The 17346-nt window shown below is 49.3% G+C and carries 12 protein-coding genes and 1 pseudogene; 10 read left to right on the plus strand and 3 right to left on the minus strand.

Going from position 1 to position 17346, the window contains the following annotated elements; genetic code table 11:
• The first annotated feature begins 98 nt into the window (after positions 1-98).
• From recJ to QQZ12_RS12580, 6 genes are all read left to right on the plus strand, one after another.
• Positions 99-2519: a single-stranded-DNA-specific exonuclease RecJ gene (gene recJ / locus QQZ12_RS12555; protein ID WP_284724503.1), complete on the plus strand. Its 2421-nt coding sequence runs from the start codon at positions 99-101 to the stop codon at positions 2517-2519.
• Positions 2458-2973, plus strand: a complete 516-nt coding sequence (locus QQZ12_RS12560) for an adenine phosphoribosyltransferase (RefSeq protein WP_102992091.1) — start codon at positions 2458-2460, stop codon at positions 2971-2973. Before recJ ends, QQZ12_RS12560 begins: the two co-directional genes overlap by 62 nt.
• 375 nt (positions 2974-3348) lie before the next feature.
• The gene (locus tag QQZ12_RS12565) at positions 3349-3495 is read left to right on the plus strand and encodes a hypothetical protein (protein WP_154986085.1); all 147 of its coding nucleotides are present in this window, start codon (positions 3349-3351) and stop codon (positions 3493-3495) included.
• Positions 3496-3585: 90 nt separating this feature from the next.
• On the plus strand, positions 3586-5850 hold the full coding sequence (locus QQZ12_RS12570; RefSeq protein WP_102992092.1) for a right-handed parallel beta-helix repeat-containing protein: 2265 nt from the start codon (positions 3586-3588) through the stop codon (positions 5848-5850).
• A 277-nt stretch (positions 5851-6127) separates the two neighbouring features.
• Positions 6128-6760 (plus strand): FMN-dependent NADH-azoreductase, encoded by a 633-nt coding sequence (locus QQZ12_RS12575; RefSeq protein ID WP_022736104.1) that lies wholly within the window; start codon positions 6128-6130, stop codon positions 6758-6760.
• A gap of 125 nt (positions 6761-6885) precedes the next feature.
• A complete protein-coding gene (locus QQZ12_RS12580; protein ID WP_102992093.1) occupies positions 6886-7518 on the plus strand; it encodes an FMN-dependent NADH-azoreductase in 633 nt (210 codons plus the stop codon).
• Positions 7519-7616: 98 nt separating this feature from the next.
• Here the strand turns inward: QQZ12_RS12580 and lepB are convergent, their stop codons facing one another.
• The gene (gene lepB / locus QQZ12_RS12585) at positions 7617-8165 is read right to left on the minus strand and encodes a signal peptidase I (RefSeq protein WP_284724504.1); all 549 of its coding nucleotides are present in this window, start codon (positions 8163-8165) and stop codon (positions 7617-7619) included.
• A 250-nt stretch (positions 8166-8415) separates the two neighbouring features.
• Between lepB and QQZ12_RS12590 the strand changes: the two genes are divergently transcribed.
• Together QQZ12_RS12590 and QQZ12_RS12595 are read left to right on the plus strand one after the other, a co-directional pair.
• Entirely contained in the window at positions 8416-9585 is a 1170-nt protein-coding gene (locus tag QQZ12_RS12590; protein WP_022736107.1) for a homogentisate 1,2-dioxygenase, read from the plus strand.
• 1 nt (position 9586) lies between these two features.
• Entirely contained in the window at positions 9587-10231 is a 645-nt protein-coding gene (locus QQZ12_RS12595; protein ID WP_284724505.1) for a flavin reductase family protein, read from the plus strand.
• 117 nt (positions 10232-10348) lie between these two features.
• Here QQZ12_RS12595 and typA read toward each other — a convergent pair whose 3' ends face one another.
• On the minus strand, positions 10349-12181 hold the full coding sequence (typA, locus tag QQZ12_RS12600) for a translational GTPase TypA (RefSeq protein ID WP_284724537.1): 1833 nt from the start codon (positions 12179-12181) through the stop codon (positions 10349-10351).
• Between the two features lie 193 nt (positions 12182-12374).
• A pseudogene (locus QQZ12_RS12605) lies at positions 12375-12919 on the minus strand (kinase).
• 235 nt (positions 12920-13154) lie between these two features.
• Between QQZ12_RS12605 and QQZ12_RS12610 the strand changes: the two are divergent.
• Positions 13155-14939 carry an ABC transporter transmembrane domain-containing protein gene (locus QQZ12_RS12610; protein ID WP_106342896.1) on the plus strand — a complete coding sequence of 595 codons (1785 nt, stop codon included), beginning with the start codon at positions 13155-13157 and terminating at the stop codon, positions 14937-14939.
• Entirely contained in the window at positions 14908-16653 is a 1746-nt protein-coding gene (locus tag QQZ12_RS12615) for an ABC transporter ATP-binding protein (protein WP_102992097.1), read from the plus strand. Before QQZ12_RS12610 ends, QQZ12_RS12615 begins: the two co-directional genes overlap by 32 nt.
• Positions 16654-17346: the final 693 nt, after the last annotated feature.

The following is a 17346-nucleotide window of genomic DNA, read 5'->3' on the forward strand; positions in this document are numbered from 1 at the left end:
GCGATATGCCTGCGGCCTCTTTTCATGACAATAAGTTTCTCCTGCCCTATTTGGGCTTTGTGATATAATGAATGACGCAAAGCGAGGTGAACGTGAACGTGTTGCACGCAAAAACGCGTTGGCATAAAGTGGAGCCGGACGAGGCGGTGGTCGCCAAGCTGGCCGCCGAGTGCGGAATTGACCCCTTGATCGCCCGGCTCTTGGTGCGAAGGGGAATTGATGATAGTGAAGCGGCCAACAAATTTCTCAAGCCAAAATTGGAATATTTGCACGACCCTTATCTGCTGGACGGAATGAAGGCTGCCGTGGAGCGGATCAAGCAAGCGATAGCGGACAAAGAGAAAATTCTCATCTACGGCGATTATGATGCAGACGGAGTGAGTAGCACCAGCTTGTTGCTCCATGTGATGAGAACGCTTCAGGCGGATGTGGACTATTATATCCCCAACCGTTTTCGGGAGGGGTACGGCATAAATAAAGAGGCGCTGGCCTTGGCCAAAGAGCGTGGTTTTGGCTTAGTGGTGTCGGTGGATACGGGGATCAGCGCGGTGACGGAAGCAGAGGTGGCGAAACAGCTCGGACTCGATCTGATCATCACCGACCACCATGAGCCGCCGGAGCAGCTGCCGGACGCTTATGCGGTGATCAATCCCAAGAAACCGGGGTGCCCATATCCATTTAAGATGTTGGCCGGAGTCGGGGTGGCGTTCAAGCTGGCGACCGCCCTTTTAGGACGCATTCCGGAAGAGTGGTTGGAATTAGTGGCACTTGGCACCATTGCGGACTTGGTTCCGTTGACGGATGAAAACCGAATTTTGGCCGCTTTTGGTTTGGAGCGGATGAATCGACGGGAATTGACCGGAATGCGGGCGTTGCTAGATGTTGCCGGCATTCAGCGGGAGGTGACGGCGGGCCATGTCGGCTTTGCGCTGGGGCCGCGGATCAATGCCAGCGGCCGCCTGGATTCGGCTGATTCGGCTGTGCGGTTGCTGATCACCGATAATGAAGAGGAAGCGCGGATGTTGGCAGAAGAGCTGGATGAGGTGAACCGGGAACGGCAAGAATTAGTGGAAGAGATGACCCAAGAAGCGATTGCCGAAGTGGAGCAGGATAAGGAGCGGCACCAACACGTCATCGTCGTCGCCCAAAAAGGGTGGAACGTGGGTGTGGTCGGCATTGTCGCATCACGCTTGGTGGAAAAATACTACCGTCCGGCGATCGTGCTGAGCATTGATGAGGAAAAAGGCACAGCCAAAGGCTCCGCGCGTAGCATTTCCGCTTTTCATTTGTACCGCGCGCTTGCGGAATGCCAGGAATGGTTGCCGCATTTCGGGGGGCACGCCATGGCAGCGGGGATGACATTGCCCATCGAAAACATCGCTCCTTTTCATCAACACCTCAGCCGACTGGCACAACAATGGTTGACGGACGAGGATTATGTGCCGCAAACGGCATTGGAAGATGAATTGCGTTTGGAGCGGGTGCAATTGCCCTTGATAGAGCAAATCGAAGCGCTCGCTCCATACGGCATGGGCAATCCCACTCCCCTGTTTGCGTTTGACAATCTGAAATTGTTGCGGTTGCAACTGATGGGGCGCGATAATGAGCATGTCAAAATGATCTTGCAGGATGGGGAACACTTGCTAGAAGGCATCGCTTTCCGAGCGGGAGGCATGGAGAAGGAGATTTCCCCTTGCGCCCGGTTGCGCGTATTGGGGGAATTGCAGGTAAACGAGTGGAATGGCAAACGTTCGCCACAGTTGATTATCAAGGATGTGGCCATCCCCCATTTGCAAATATTTGATTGGCGCAGCAACCGCAAACAACTGGACCGCTTTCTAGATATGGATGCGGAGGAGTGCCTCTTCGTCTGCGGAGCCGGTTCCGAGGATGAGGAACTGTTGCGGGGAGCCAAGTATCATGTGGTTTCGTGGGAAGCGCTAGGGCAAGGCAGATGCGATGAAGAGCAGATCAAGCGGGCGAAGCGCGTCGTATGGGTGCAAGCTCCGCCAACCATGTCAGTCTGCAAAAAGAGCTTGCCTTATTTTGCCAATGCTGAACGCTTGTACCTGTTGTTCGGTGATAAGGAATTTGACGATATGCTGGTCAAAACCCCGACCCGGGAAGAATTTAAGAAGCTGTACAGCGTATTGGTCGGCAAGGAGAAAATTTCATTGTCCAAACATTTTTCGTCTTTGGCTCGTGTCACGGGATTGCAAAAACGGGCGCTTTCCTTTATGATTCAAGTGTTTGCGGAGTGTGGCTTTATTTCGCTCAATCAAGGTGAAATCAAGATTCATCCTAATCCAAACAAAAAACCATTAACTGAGTCGGTGCTGTATCAAAAACAGATAGAGCGAGAAGAAGTATTTCGCACCCTTGTGTACTCGACATATCTGGAATTGTGCCAGTTCTTGGTGTCAACGATTGCTTTCACACATATAGGAGGCTTAGCAAATGAACTTCAAAGAGAAAATCAGAGTGATTCCAGACTATCCGCAACCGGGGATTCGGTTTAAAGACATCACCACCCTTTTGCAAGATGGCGCGGCATACCGGGCGGCGATTGACGAATTGAAAGAGCAATTAAAAGACGTAGAGATTGATGTGATCGTGGGCCCTGAAGCGCGCGGTTTCGTCGTGGGCGCGCCTCTTGCTTACGCTTTGGGAGTCGGGTTTGTACCCGTTCGCAAAAAAGGGAAGTTGCCCGGTGAAACGATTGAAGCCAGCTACAGCTTGGAGTATGGCAAGGACTTGCTCGCTATGCATAAAGATGCGATCAAACCGGGCCAAAAAGTGCTGATTGCGGACGATTTGCTGGCTACCGGTGGAACCATTTCCGCCACGCTCGATTTGGTGAAACAGTTGCAGGGAGTGCCGGTGGCTGCTGCGTTCCTGATTGAGCTGAACTATCTGGAAGGCCGCAAGAAGTTAGATGGGCTTAATGTGGTTTCATTAGTGCAATATGATTGATAGAGAGTCACCCTATATGCAGGGTGGCTTTTTTTTTGAGAGGGGGGCAGGGAGTGGTGGCAGGGTGTTGGCAATTGATTCGAGCTCCAGCGCACTGAACCACTGTTGATGTTGCTTCTAGAGCGTGTCTGATGAATAGGCTAGCGGCTCCAAAACCATTTTCTCATTCGCTTCACGCGTGGCGAGCGCTCCTCGAGAAAAGCTTTTTCCGCCGCTTCTTCCCTACCAACTTGATTTGCCAGACACACCCTAAGAGTGATATCGGCAGGGGTTCATTTTTTTGCCTTTCTGTATTAATACAGATGTTGATATGTTTCTATTGTTATAATATAATTTAGATAAATAAATCCATTCACAAGTTGGGAGGAGTTCTTCGTGATTTCCCATTCCCTGGCGTATGAAGTGCCTGATTCAGTGAACGAGGCAGAAAAAAACAGCATTGAAAACGAAGAACCAACAGAATCGCCGGAAAAAATCATTCGCGACCATTTGTTTGAATATTATAACAGGGGCAACAGGTAACAAGTCGGCCAATGCCGACTTTTTTCTTTGCATTGTGGCATGATATAGTGAAGAAAGAAGTAACGGGTTGGAAAGGCGGTTTGACTATCGATGGCAATAATCCGCGTTTCGCGTAGGTGGTTCGCCAAGTATCGCAATATTCAAGATGCCATTATGGATGCGAAACCAGGCACGACGATTGAGGTTGAGCCTGGCGTCTACCAAGAGGATTTATGGCTTGATCGATATATTGAAATTGTAGGGCTCGGCGATGATAAGGAAGTGGTGATCCAAGGTAAAAAGTTTGCCACCATCGAGATGGGAACCGGTTATGCGGTGATCAAGAACGTGACCATCAAGAAATCGCGCATGGCCCAAGCCCCTGCCGTGTTGATGAATAAAGGTTCCTTGGTATTGGAAGATTGCCGCGTCATAGCCTCTAAAAGTCCGGCGATCTCCATTTTGCATGATGATGCGGAGCCCATTGTACGCAGGTCATCGGTTTTCAGTGAGAAAAATGTTGCTGTCCAGTGTCAAAGCGCGGGGAAAATCTTGTTTGAGCAATGCGAACTTCTCAGCCACGGAGAACTGGCAGTGGTGTTTATTGCGCAAGGGAATCCCATTTTTCGCAAGTGCAAGATCACAGGTACATTGGGTTACGGAGTGTTTGTGGAAGAGCTGGGACAAGGCCGGTTTGAGGAGTGCAATGTGTATGGCTTCCACCACAGTCCAGCCGTGGGCGTTCATGGCGGGAGCCCCACATTCCTCCGAACGCAGATCCATGATGGCAAAGCCACGGGCATCGTTTTCCAAGGGGGAAAAGGGGTTTTTGAAGAATGTAAGTTTTATGCCCTCGGTAAGGAACGAGCGGCAGTTCGGGTGGCCGGACGAGCCCTGCCCCGATTTCATCACACGGAAATCAAAAATTGTCCGGGTGGTGCATTTTTGTTTGAGGAAGAAGCAGGTGGCATTGTAGAAAATTGCGACTTGTATGGGTTTATCGATAAGCCCGCAGTGGTGATCCGGACGGAGGCGAACCCCCAATTTTTGCGGACGCGTATACATGACGGGGATCAAGGGGCTATAGCCTGTTACCATAGCGGCAAAGGCATCGTCGAAAGCTGCGAGCTATTTGGGTTCAATCGCAACATCGTCACGGTGCTGGATGATGGGCGGTTGGATATTCTGCGATCCAAGGTCTACCATGGGCAAGAGTACGGGATTTATTATGCGCAGAAAGCGGAAGGGATCGTACAGGAGACGGAGATCAAGCAGTTTCCCGACCGCGGGGCAGTCTGTATCGCCCATGCCGCCGATCCTACGTTTGTCCGTTGTCATGTGTCCCAATCCAAAGTGGGGGTTCATGTGATCGACAACGGCCGGGGAACGTTTGAGGAGTGCACTTTGACGAAATGCGATGAAGCGTGGTCAGTGGAAAATGGCCATCCCATCATCAAGCGCTGCCTGACAGATATCCCCTCTACGACTGCCAAACCGCAGTCAGCAGAAGAGGAAAGCGAATTGTTAAGCGAGTATGCGGCCGAGTGGGAGCGGGTGATCGGGCAGGAGAAAGTGAAGCAACAAATGAGAGACGTGGTAACCTACTTGGATTACCAACAAGAGCGCAAACGACTAGGCTTGCCTTTGCCTGATGAGATGCCCATCCACGCCGTTTTCTGTGGCCCTGCGGACACCGGTCAGGTAGAGGTGGCCGAGGGGTATGGCCGGGCGTTGAAAGGAATAGGCATCCTACCTTCGGATCAGGTTATCTGCATGGATGCTGGCTTGTTGGCGCAACAGCCGGAGGAGGCCATGTTGCGGGAGTGGCACCGATTCATAGACCAAGGGAAAGGCGGGATCCTGCTCATTGAACGCCTGCCGCTATTGGCTAACACAGAGAGCGGTCAAAGCATCATACGCCATATCAAGCAGATACTGGCGCAGCGGGAGGCAGACAGCGCCCTGATCTTAGTTGGAGAGGAGTCTTTGTTAAAGGAATGGTTGGGGGAGCAATGGAACGATTTGGTGAAAAACCGTTTCACTTTTGTTCCCTACACGCCTTATGAGCTGGCCGAGCACTTTGAACAGATGGCGCGCGCAGAAGAGTATGTAATCCATCCCAGTGCCAAAGATGACTGCGTCAAAGCGATGATTCACCTGCACAGGTACGGCCCAGAGGGCCAACTTGCGCGCCTGCGGGAATTTTTCCAGCAGGTGAAGTTTAACCATGGACGCAGATGTGTCCGATTGCCGAAAGAAAAACGGAACAAAGAGTTATTGGTCACCTTGATGCCTGAAGACTTTTTAAATGAAGAGACGGACATCCGACCCGGCAATCCGGACTGGCTGGCAGAAATCGAGCGTTATTTGCATTGAGCCCAAATGGCTTGGCAAGGAATGTCGTTTCGTTAGAAAATAATGCAATGGCCCGAAGTGAAGTGGATATGATCCACTTCTTATTTTTTTCTGTCGTCTTTAAATCGACCAAATATTTGATTTTAGGTTATAATTGTTATCCATATAGGGTAATAAAAGCATGTTGTATGTTATTTAATTATCGATATGTCCTATAACAGGTAACAGATCGGGCAGTTTTTTTCAATTTATAGAGAAACATTCATGGCTAAAAGGCCTTAGGCGAGGAGATGAGTCTTTGGCAACGGTATTATATGTCACCGCTAATCCTAAACCAGAGTCGGAATCTGTGTGTTTACGTATGGGACGGGAGTTTTTGCGAACGTATGAATTGACCAATCCGCTTGATGAAATTGTAGAGCTGGACTTGTACCGCGATCCGATTCCCTTACTGGATTTCGATGTGTTTAGCGGATGGAGTAAGTTGAATGAAGGTTCCCCTCTTACTTTGGAAGAGCGGAAAAAGTTGGGGAGGATCAGTGAGTTGGTTGAACAATTTATCCACGCCGACAAGTATATTTTTGTCACACCCATGTGGAATTTTGGTTTGCCACCCATGTTTAAAGCGTACATCGACCTGGTCTGCATGCAAGGAAAAACCTACCAGTACACCGCGGCCGGACCGGTCGGGATGTTGCTGAACAAAAAGGCGGTTCATATTCAAGCGCGGGGGCAAATCTATTCACAGGGTCCGGCGCAAGCGATGGAGTATGCCGACAGTTATGTCCGGTTGGTTTTGGGGTTGATGGGAATCACCGATGTGCAATCCATCATTGCCGAGGGCACATCAGACCCGCAACGGTTCTCGCAAATTCTCCAACAGGGGATTCAGCTTGCCAAACAACAAGCGGTGCAATTTGCGCAAAGTTGAATGGATGAATGAGAATTGGCATGGTTATTTATAATACATAAAGGAACCGCCTAGCTTGACAAAATATCATCTGTTTAATATACTTACAAAAGATTAGTTGATTATTTTTTAGGAGGAAGACGCAAATGGCCAAAGTACTGTACATCACTGCCAATCCCAAAGCAGAAAACGAATCATTCAGTCTCAAATTGGGGAAAGGATTCTTGGATAAATATAAAGAATTGAATCCTCAAGACGAAATCATCCATCTTGACTTATACCAAATGGATCTTCCTTACCTTGACGCCGATGTGTTCAGCGGATGGGGCAAACTGGCTAAAGGTGAAGGTCTGACTGAAGACGAGCAACGCAAAGTCGCTCGGATCAATGAATTGACCGATCAATTTGTGGAAGCGGACAAGTATGTGTTTGTTACGCCGATGTGGAACTTCTTGTTCCCACCACGCATGAAAACGTATATCGACACCATTTGCATCGCGGGCAAAACCTTCAAGTACACTGAACAAGGACCGGTCGGCTTGTTGGAAGGTAAAAAAGCAATTCACCTGCATGCCAGCGGTGGCGTTTATTCCCATGGTCCGGCGCAGGATTTGAATTTCGCTGATCGTTATATCCATGCGGTGATGAACTTCATTGGAATTACGGATGTTACCACGGTTGTCGCTGAAGGAATGGCTGCACAACCGGATCAAGCAGAAGCCATCTTGAAGGATGCCATCGCCAAAGCGCAAGACGCAGCGGTGCAATTTGCGAAATAATAAAGAAAGCTAGGATGCAAAAGGCATCCTAGCTTTTCATTTTTGCCTCCAACTACACTGCAAGGGGACAGCGTCATCCACTTGGTTCATGGCGACATTTAGAATATTTTAACCCCTAGCACATGATCGATGGGGATGCTGCCTATTTCCCGGCTATCCCGGCTGTTGTTGCGGTTGTCGCCCATGACGAAGATCTGGTTTTCCGGAATGACGAAATGGGCGTCCGGCGTATCGAACATCGCCTCTTTAATGTAATCTTCCTTCAGACGTTGTCCGTTTCGGTACACTTGGTTGCTTTTGATCATGATGGTATCGCCGGGGAGGCCGATGACGCGCTTGACCCAGACATCGTGGCTATGGCGCTCTTTAAACATGGAGAACAGCGGGGTATCGAGTAAATCGTCCTTCCATGTGCGCGCACGATTTACGCGGCTGTCAATGATCACGATGTCACCGATCCGGGGCTTGTAGGTGAACGTCCGGGGAAGTTTGGATACATAGATGTGGTGGTTGGGTTTTAATGTAGGTTCCATTGAGCTACCGAGAACTTTGGTGGGTTGAAATACAAAAATACTGATAAAAAGTGCGAAGGCAATGCCGAAGAAGATTGAACCACCCCAGGCCAATAGCTCTTTTGCAATCCTCATTATTCACGTACATCTCCTTACTTGATTTTGGAAAAAAGAGGTTTTGGATGTTAACTAATTCAATGCTTATGCAGAAAATCCTTTCAAATATGGTACTGTTGGAGCAAATCGTTTTTGCATAGGGTGGTTGCCGTCGTCTTTGCTGGTGATAACATCCGTCGTTATTTTTAGAGAAGAGAAAACCTTTTCAAGAAATGTATTTGTTATTTTGTTAAAATAGTGAATAGATGAATCATTAGGAGGGAGAGCCATGCCGTTTTATCATCGTCTGGGAAATCTCCCAGCCAAGCGACATGTTCAATTTCGACAGCCTGATGGGAGTTTGTATCGCGAGCAGGTGATGGGCACCAAAGGTTTTTCTGGCATTCAGTCCATTTTGTATCACATCCATCCGCCGACACAAGTGCGGGAGGCTCGGTTTTTGAGAGACTGGACAGTGCCGTTGGAGGAGGAAGGGGCCAATCGTCATCGGCATTTTTTGACGTTTGAGGCTCCGAAGGGCAAAGATCCGATTGAAGGGCGTGTCCATTGGTTGGTGAATGAAGATGTGGCCATCGCTACGGCCAATCCGACAGAAACGATGCCTTATTTTTTCCGCAACAGCGATGGCGATGAAATTCTCTTCGTCCATGAGGGGGAAGGGGTTTTGGAAACTATTTTTGGTGATCTCCCCTACCGCCCTGGTGATTATTTGGTGATACCGGTGGGAACCACTTACCGTTTGAACATGAAGAGCGAGCAAACCCGTTTGTTGGTCATTGAAACAACAGGGGAAATCACTCCGCCCCGACGGTACCAAAACGAAGTGGGCCAACTGATGGAGCACAGCCCCTATTGTGAACGGGATATACGGGTTCCTAAAAAACTGCAAACACATGAGGAAAAAGGAACGTTTGAAATTCGTGTTAAGGCACGAAATCGCTTACATGCCTATCTATACGATTTTCATCCGTTTGATGTAGTTGGTTGGGACGGATATCTTTACCCTTGGGCCTTTAATATTGAAGATTTTGAACCGATTACCGGCTCCATTCATCAGCCTCCGCCAGTTCACCAGACGTTTGCCGGTCCCAACTTTGTCGTTTGCTCCTTTGTGCCGCGGATGTACGATTATCATCCCTTGGCCATTCCAGCTCCTTATTATCACAGCAATGTGAATAGCGATGAGGTGCTTTACTATGTTAAGGGGAATTTCATGAGTCGAAAAGGCATAAACGAAGGTTCAATCACCCTGCATCCCAGCGGGATTCCCCACGGGCCCCATCCAGGGAAAATGGAAGCGAGCATCGGTAAAACCCGGACGGAAGAACTGGCTGTCATGGTGGACACATTCCGTCCATTGCGGGTGACCAAGGCTGCCCTCTCGTACGAAGTAGCGGAGTATATGGCGAGTTGGTTGCCTGAAGAGACGGAGGGTTAATATGCGCTTTGATCCCAAGAAGCTTTCAAAGACCGACAATTACAAATTGCTGATAGGTAGCGTGTTGCCGAGGCCCATCGCTTTTGTCACCTCCCTAGGGCCGAACGGGACAGTCAATGCTGCGCCCTTTAGCTTTTTTAATGTGGTCGCCACCGAACCGCCACTGTTGGCTTTCTCTTGCACACGCAAGCCGGGCGGTGTCATGAAGGATACGGCACGCAACATCTTAAATCATGGGGAATATGTTGTTCACATTGTAGATGAGAGCATTGTGACGATGGTGAACGAAACGGCGGTCGAATTTCCGGCTGAGGTTGGCGAAGCGGTACAAGTCGGGTTTACTTTTGCCGACAGCGAAGTGGTGTCCGTGCCCCGATTAGCGGAGTGCAAAATCCAGATGGAATGTCGGTTACATCAACATTTGGCGCTGGGTGGAACCGAAAAGGAACCTAATAGCGACTTGCTGATCGGCGAAGTAGTGCAGTTTCATGTTGCCGACGAACTCGTCGATCGTGGGCGAATTGATACCATGGGACTGCGGCCGGTGGGAAGGATGGCCGGAGCCACTTATGTTAAGTTGGGAGAATTGTTTGATATTCCACGTATGAGTTATGAGGAATGGATGGAGAAAAAAGAACCTAAGTGAACAGGTATTGTATTGCAGGTGTGATTGTCAGAACGCGGCCGAGTTTAAGCGCGGAGTGCTACCCAACAATAAAAGGTGGGTTATGTATAAACTTAACCCACCTTTTTTATTGCGCTGTTATTCTGCTTCATATTTTTTCTGCTTTTGATGGCGTGCCCGTTCGTTTCTGGCGAGGTATTTTTTCCGCAGGCGGAAGGTTTTGGGCGTGATCTCAAGCAGTTCGTCCTCTTTCATGATCTCCAGAGCATCATCGATGCTAAGTTGACGGGGCGTGTCGAGACGCAGGGCTTCTTCCGCGGTGGCGCGGCGAATACTGGTGAGATGTTTCTTTTTGCAGACGTTTACTTCCAAGTCGTTTTCGCGGATGTGCTGACCGACGACCATCCCTTCATACACTTCTGTTCCGGGTGTGATGTATAGTTGGCCCCGCTCTTGCGCCGAGTGGAGCGCATAGGTGGTAGCTGTGCCCGATTCCCATGCGATCAAGGAACCAAAATCATGTGTCTCTATTTCACCCGCATAAGGTTCGTATCCGGCAAACAAGGTGTTCATCAACGCTTCTCCACGTGTCGCCGTCAAAAGCTGGAGGCGGAAACCCAACAAGCCGCGAGATGGCGCTTTGTAGACAAACTGGATGTTGCCGCTATCTAACACTGTCATGTCCAGCAATTGCCCTTTGCGTTTGCCCAAGAGCTCAACGACCGCACCTTGTTGCTCGCTGCTCACTTCGATTTCTACTTGTTCATAAGGCTCGTATTTCTTTCCGTCGATCACCTTAATGATTACTTCCGGCTTGCTCACCTGGAATTCATATCCCTCGCGGCGCATGTTTTCGATCAGGATGCTCAGATGCAATTCCCCGCGGCCAGACACCATGAAATGATCAGCTGAATCCGTGTCTTCTACACGCAAAGCCACATCTTTTTCCGCTTCGTTGTAGAGGCGTTCACGAATTTTGCGGGAAGTGAGGTATGTCCCGTCTTGACCGGCGAATGGGCTGGTGTTGATGCCGATCATCATGCGCAACGTGGGCTCTTCCACTGTGATGGGCGGCAGTGGATCGGGATGATTGATATCGCACAAGGTGTCGCCGATCCCCACTTTGCCAAGACCAGTGAGGGCGATGATGTCTCCGGCGAAAGCTTCTTCTACTTCTACCCGGGCTAGCCCTTGATGGGTGAACACTTGGCCTACTTTCACCTGCTTGGTTTCGCCGGTGGCCGTCATCAGCAACAAAGGTTGATTGCGCCGAATGGAACCTCGATTTAAGCGACCGATCACGATTTGCCCTTTGTATTCGTCAAAACCGAGCAAGGTGGCCTGCATTTGCGTCGGCCCTTGGCGATCCACGGTGGGGGCGGGGAGGTATTCCAAGATGGTTTCGAAGAGCGGTTCCATCGTGGGGGTTAGTTCGTTTGGAGCATAACCAGACGAGCCGGTTAATCCGCTCGCGTAAATGATAGGAAATTCACATTGTTCTTCGCTGGCACCCATGTCGACGAACAAATCGAAAGTGGTGTTGACCACTTCATCCGGGCGCGCATGAGGCCGGTCGATCTTGTTGACGACTACGATGGCTTTGTGCCCGCGTTCCAGTGCTTTTTTCAGAACAAACTTCGTCTGCGGCATGGGGCCTTCCACCGCATCGACCAACAACAGCACACCGTCTACCATATTCATCACCCGCTCCACTTCACCGCCAAAATCGGCGTGTCCGGGTGTGTCGACGATGTTGATGTTAAATCCTTTATATTGGATCGCGGTATTTTTCGAAAGAATGGTGATGCCGCGCTCACGTTCCAAGTCATTCGAGTCCATCACGCGTTCTTCCACATGCTGGTTTTCACGGAAGATGCGGCTTTGTTTCAGCATGGCATCCACCAAAGTGGTTTTGCCGTGGTCTACGTGTGCGATGATAGCAATGTTGCGAATGTTATTCTCTTTGCTCATGTTATGGTGAGGAGCCACGCGGGCCCCTACCCTCCTTTTCGTTTCGGATTCCCAATCGGAATCGTACCATAAATAAGGGAATCTACGCTAGAGGGAGAGGAGGCTTTTCGTAGCGCAAAATGCAGGCTTACCAATGAGACGATGATGGAATGGATTAAGCACGTGGATCAAGGAAGGGCTAAACCATGTTAAATTAACTCTTTAGAACGAAATTAGCTTGTTTTTTGGGGTCTTCATTTTCTAGATAATAGTCTTCTGCTTTCCAATATATCTTTCTGAATTTTTCGTCGTTTTGTTGAGTGGAATTAGATTCGCGCAGAAATCTCGTGTTTCTTGGACAATCCAAGTAAACTACAAAATCAAAGAAACTCCTCCACTCTCTCCGCTGAAGAAAGACGCCCTCAATTATGATTATACAAGTGTCTGGGAGTGTAACGTTTTGTATGGTATCTAATTCACCATCATAGAACGGAAGAGTAATTTGATTTGATTCACGTAGTTTCATAAAGAAATTTTCTTTAAGCATTTGATGTCCCATTGTAAATAATAGTATTCGATCCATTCATCGTTCCCAGTATGGTAACGTTTTTTACGTTCAACAATGAAGTCATCTATGTGAAATACACAAACATTAATGCGTTTTTCGTGTAATATCACTTTGAGTTTTTTTACGAGGGTAGTTTTCCCAGAACGACTTAGGCCATCAATTCCGAGGATAAAGCATGTTGATTTGTCTATGTTTGGTTAAGTCACTTTGAAAAGGGGGGAACCGGGTTTTAACGTGGAAGCGGCTTTGTTTTGATAAGCCAGGAAGCTTGAGATGACTGATAGTCAGGTCGTTAATTAAACTTTTTTATTAAAAAAGTTTTAAAAAGTATTTACATTGGCAATTTGGTAAGGTAAGATTGTGATTACCGAAATATTTGGCTTGCAAAGTATTTGGGGGATTGTACAGAGAACGGGGGTGGAGTCAATGATGATGTTTCGTCAACTTTGGTGGTTTTTCAAGATGGAGAAAAAGAGTTACCTGATCGGGATCAGCACACTGATGCTGTTGTCCCTGACGCACCTCGTAACCCCTTACACCGTGCGCGTGGTGGTGGATGCCATTACCGCCGATGCTTTAACCTGGCGTCTGCTGGTTTTTTGGACGGTAGTTAACGTGCTTGTCGCCCTATGCAAATATGGGCTGGGTTATACTTGGCGCGTGATGCTGTTTGGCGCTGGCTACCGCATGGGAAGGTTGTTGCGAGATCGCTTGTACCAACAATTCACCCGCATGTCCCCGCGATTTTATCATCAGCGGCGTACTGGGGATATGATGGCCCATGCGACCAACGACATTCAAGCAGTGGTCGTCACTGCCGGGGAAGGTGTGCTGACCTTGGCTGACTCCTTCGTGTCCGGTATGGTTGTCATCGTAGCGATGTTTGTGTTCATCGATTGGCAATTGGCCCTGATTTCACTGCTTCCCATGCCGTTGATCGCCGTGGCTACGCAACAGTACGGCAAGTTGCTTCATCAACGATTCCACTTGGCGCAAGAAGCTTTTTCACGCATCAATGACAAGGTGCAAGAAAATATCGCTGGAGTCCGGGTGGTCAAAGCCTTTGGCCAAGAAGAAGCCGAAAAACAGGAATTCAAGCGGCGGTTGGATGATGTGGTGGAGAAAAACCTGGCAGTAGCGCGGGTGGATGCCCTGTTTGACCCGACGATTGTGATGGCTGTGGGTTTGTCGATGCTATTGGCGGTGGTATTCGGTTCGATCAGTGTAGCGGACGGGCGGTTGACAATCGGCCAATTGCTCCAATTCACGCTATATCTAGGTCAGCTGGTGTGGCCGATGTTAGCTTACGGAATCCTCATCAATATTGTCGAACGGGGGCGCGCTTCCTATGAACGAATCCAATCGCTATTGAACATCAAGCCCGATATTGAAGAGCGCCCCAATGCGATTGATGAGCAACCCGTGGGGGACATTCAGTTCAACGTGGAGTCGTTCACTTATCCCGATGCTGAGAGTGCGGCGCTGACCCAAATTCGCGTATGTGTGAAGCGGGGAGGGACGCTGGGGATCGTCGGAAAGACGGGCAGCGGCAAAAGCACGTTATTGCGCTTGATGTTGCGTGAGTTTGATGTGACCCAGGGAGAGATCCGCATCGGCAATCATCCTATCACAGATTACACCTTGTCGGCGTTAAGGGGAGCGATCGGTTATGTGCCCCAAGACCACGTATTGTTTTCGGCCACTGTCGCACAAAACATCGCGTTCGGGAACCCGAAGGCGACAAGAGAACAAATTGAAGCTGCGGCCAAAATCGCTTGCGTCCACGAAGACATTCTTCAATTTGCAGAAGGTTATGACACCGTCATCGGCGAAAGGGGCGTTACCGTCTCAGGTGGGCAGAAACAACGGCTGTCGATTGCCCGCGCCTTGCTATTAAATCCGGAGATTTTGATTTTGGATGATGTCCTGTCCGCGGTCGATGCCAAGACCGAGCATGCCATTTTGCAAGCATTGCGCCAAAATCGGGTTGGTAAGACGACGTTGATTTCCGCGCACCGCTTGAGCGCCGTGGAACATGCAGATACCATCATCGTGTTGGATGAGGGGTGGATCATTCAACAAGGAACCCACGAAGAGCTGATGCAGCAAGACGGATGGTACCGTCACATGTTTTTACAGCAACAATTGGAGTCACAGGTATTGAAAGGGGGGGAAGAAGGTGGTACCGAAACGTCTGCTCCACTATCTTAAACCGTATCAAACGCGCTTTTGGGTTGCTTTTGCCGCGCTAGTGGCCGCCACCGGCGCAGAAGTGGCAGTACCGTTGTTGGTCAGCTACTATTTGAATCATTATCTGGTTCCCAATCAGCCGCTCGATATAACGATACTGCTGGTGTTTGCGGCAATGATCTTGCTCTTACAAGTGATCACAGCGGTTTTGCTTTATTATCAGTCGCTTTCATTTCAAACCGTCGCGCAGTGGATCGTGCGCCAGCTACGCGAAGATGTGTTCGGCAAGGTGCAGCATCTGGGTCTCTCGTTTTTTGACCGCATCCCCGACGGATCGCTGGTGTCGCGTATCACTAATGACACGGAAGCAGTAAAAGAGCTGTTCATTTACGTCCTTTCTTCCTTTTTGCAAAATTTCATGATGGTTGCAGGCGTGTTCATCGCTATGTTCATCCTCGATTGGAAGCTTGCATTGTGGGCCACGCTCTTTTTGCCGATTGTGCTCGGTCTGATGCAGGGGTATCGCTATCTGAGCTCCAAAGTGTACCGGTTTTTGCGGAGCCAGCTAAGCCAGATGAATGCCAAGATCAATGAATCCATCAACGGAATGAGCATGATTCAAGCGTTGAGGCAGGAAGCGCGGTTGCGTGCGGAATTCGGCCAGTTAAACGAAGATTACTACCAGGCACAGATGAAAAATATCCGGCTGTACGGGTTGATGTTGCGCCCAGCGACCCAAGTATTGAGCGTGTTGGCAGTTGTCTTGGTACTGAACTATTTTGGCTCCCTCTCGTTTTCCCAATCGATTCAAGTAGGGGTAGTGTACGGTTTCATTGACTTGTTTAGCCGTTTATTCGAACCGATCACCCAGATCATGATGCGGTTGAATCAATTGCAACAATCCGTAGTATCGGCGGATCGGGTGTTTGAATTGCTGGATCAAACGGAGTACGCACCCACCAAGGAAGGGGATGACCATCCCGTGATCACCGAAGGGCGGATCGAATTTGACCAGGTTACGTTTTCCTATGATGGGAAGACCGACGTGCTCAAAAACATCTCATTTGTCGCCGACCCGGGGCAGACGGTGGCGTTGGTCGGGCACACGGGCAGCGGCAAAAGCTCCATCATCAATCTGTTGATGCGTTTTTATCGGGTTAGCCAGGGCGAGATCCGCATCGACGGTCAGCCGTTAAACCATTTTGATGAGGAGGAACTGCGGTCGAAGCTGGGGTTGGTGTTGCAAGACCCGTTTTTATTCGTCGGCGACGTGAATAGCAACATCCGGTTGCATAACGAAATGATCACGGATGAAGAGGTGAAAGCGGCGGCATCGTTTGTGCAAGCAGACTCGTTTATCGAAAAATTGCCGCAACAGTACAAAGAGCCTGTAGTGGAACGGGGAGCTACTTTTTCCAGCGGCCAGCGCCAATTGATTTCTTTTGCACGAACCATGGCGTTCCAACCGAAAATCTTGGTTCTCGATGAAGCAACTGCCAGTGTTGACACCGAAACGGAAGAGGCGATTCAGACCGCTTTGGCAAAGATGCGCAAAGGGCGGACTACAATTGCTATTGCTCACCGCCTGTCAACGATTCAAGACGCCGATCTTATTTTGGTGTTGCATCGCGGGGAGATTGTCGAACGCGGCACCCATCAGGAATTGTTGGCTAAAGAAGGGTTGTACCATAAAATGTACCTGTTGCAAGCACACGGTACTGTGGAGACGGTTTGAGTGGGACCCTGTATCCCACCGAGCGGAATGCTTGGGTTGGAAACTGACCCGGCCCAGGCGAGTCCCGCCTCGGTTTATTCGTCTAACATCCTTAAAAGAACACGTCGATTTTCTCCGACCATGTTCTAATAAATGAAATCGAGGACCTTCACAACGCCAAACACGTGCGAAAATGGTGGTCTTCATTTTGTGCTGGGAACGGATGCTCGCTGAAGAATAACAAATTAGCCATGGGGAGCCGGTTGCAATTTATCGCGTTTTAAGTATGATAATTCTATATATTTTGCCATTGAGAAAGGGGTGGAACATCTTGGGAGAATTGAAAGAAATATTGATTTATGGGTTTTGTTCATTGATGACATTAGGAGTTTGTTGCATTGCGCTCCTGATGCATCGGAAGCTGATAGATTAAGGACGTGACCAGCCTCAGCACATCGCTTTTCGATTGCTGGGGCTGATGGTTTCATATGCGGTGTTGCCCAAGGAAGTTTTCTTAGATGAAATGTTTTTTTACGCAATCATACGGTAATATAGTTAAAAAAGGATGGGCTGGCGATTTGAGGCGCAATAAAACGGAAGCAAGGATGAGCCCGATCAATGTGTCTGACGGTTTCCAAAGCCGTTTTCCCATTGGCTTCACTTGTGACCGGGAGCTCATCGGAAAATGGTTTTTCCGCCGTATTATCTGTCAAC

The organism is Laceyella tengchongensis, from assembly GCF_900182735.1.
In the GTDB taxonomy this organism is placed as follows: domain Bacteria; phylum Bacillota; class Bacilli; order Thermoactinomycetales; family Thermoactinomycetaceae; genus Laceyella; species Laceyella tengchongensis.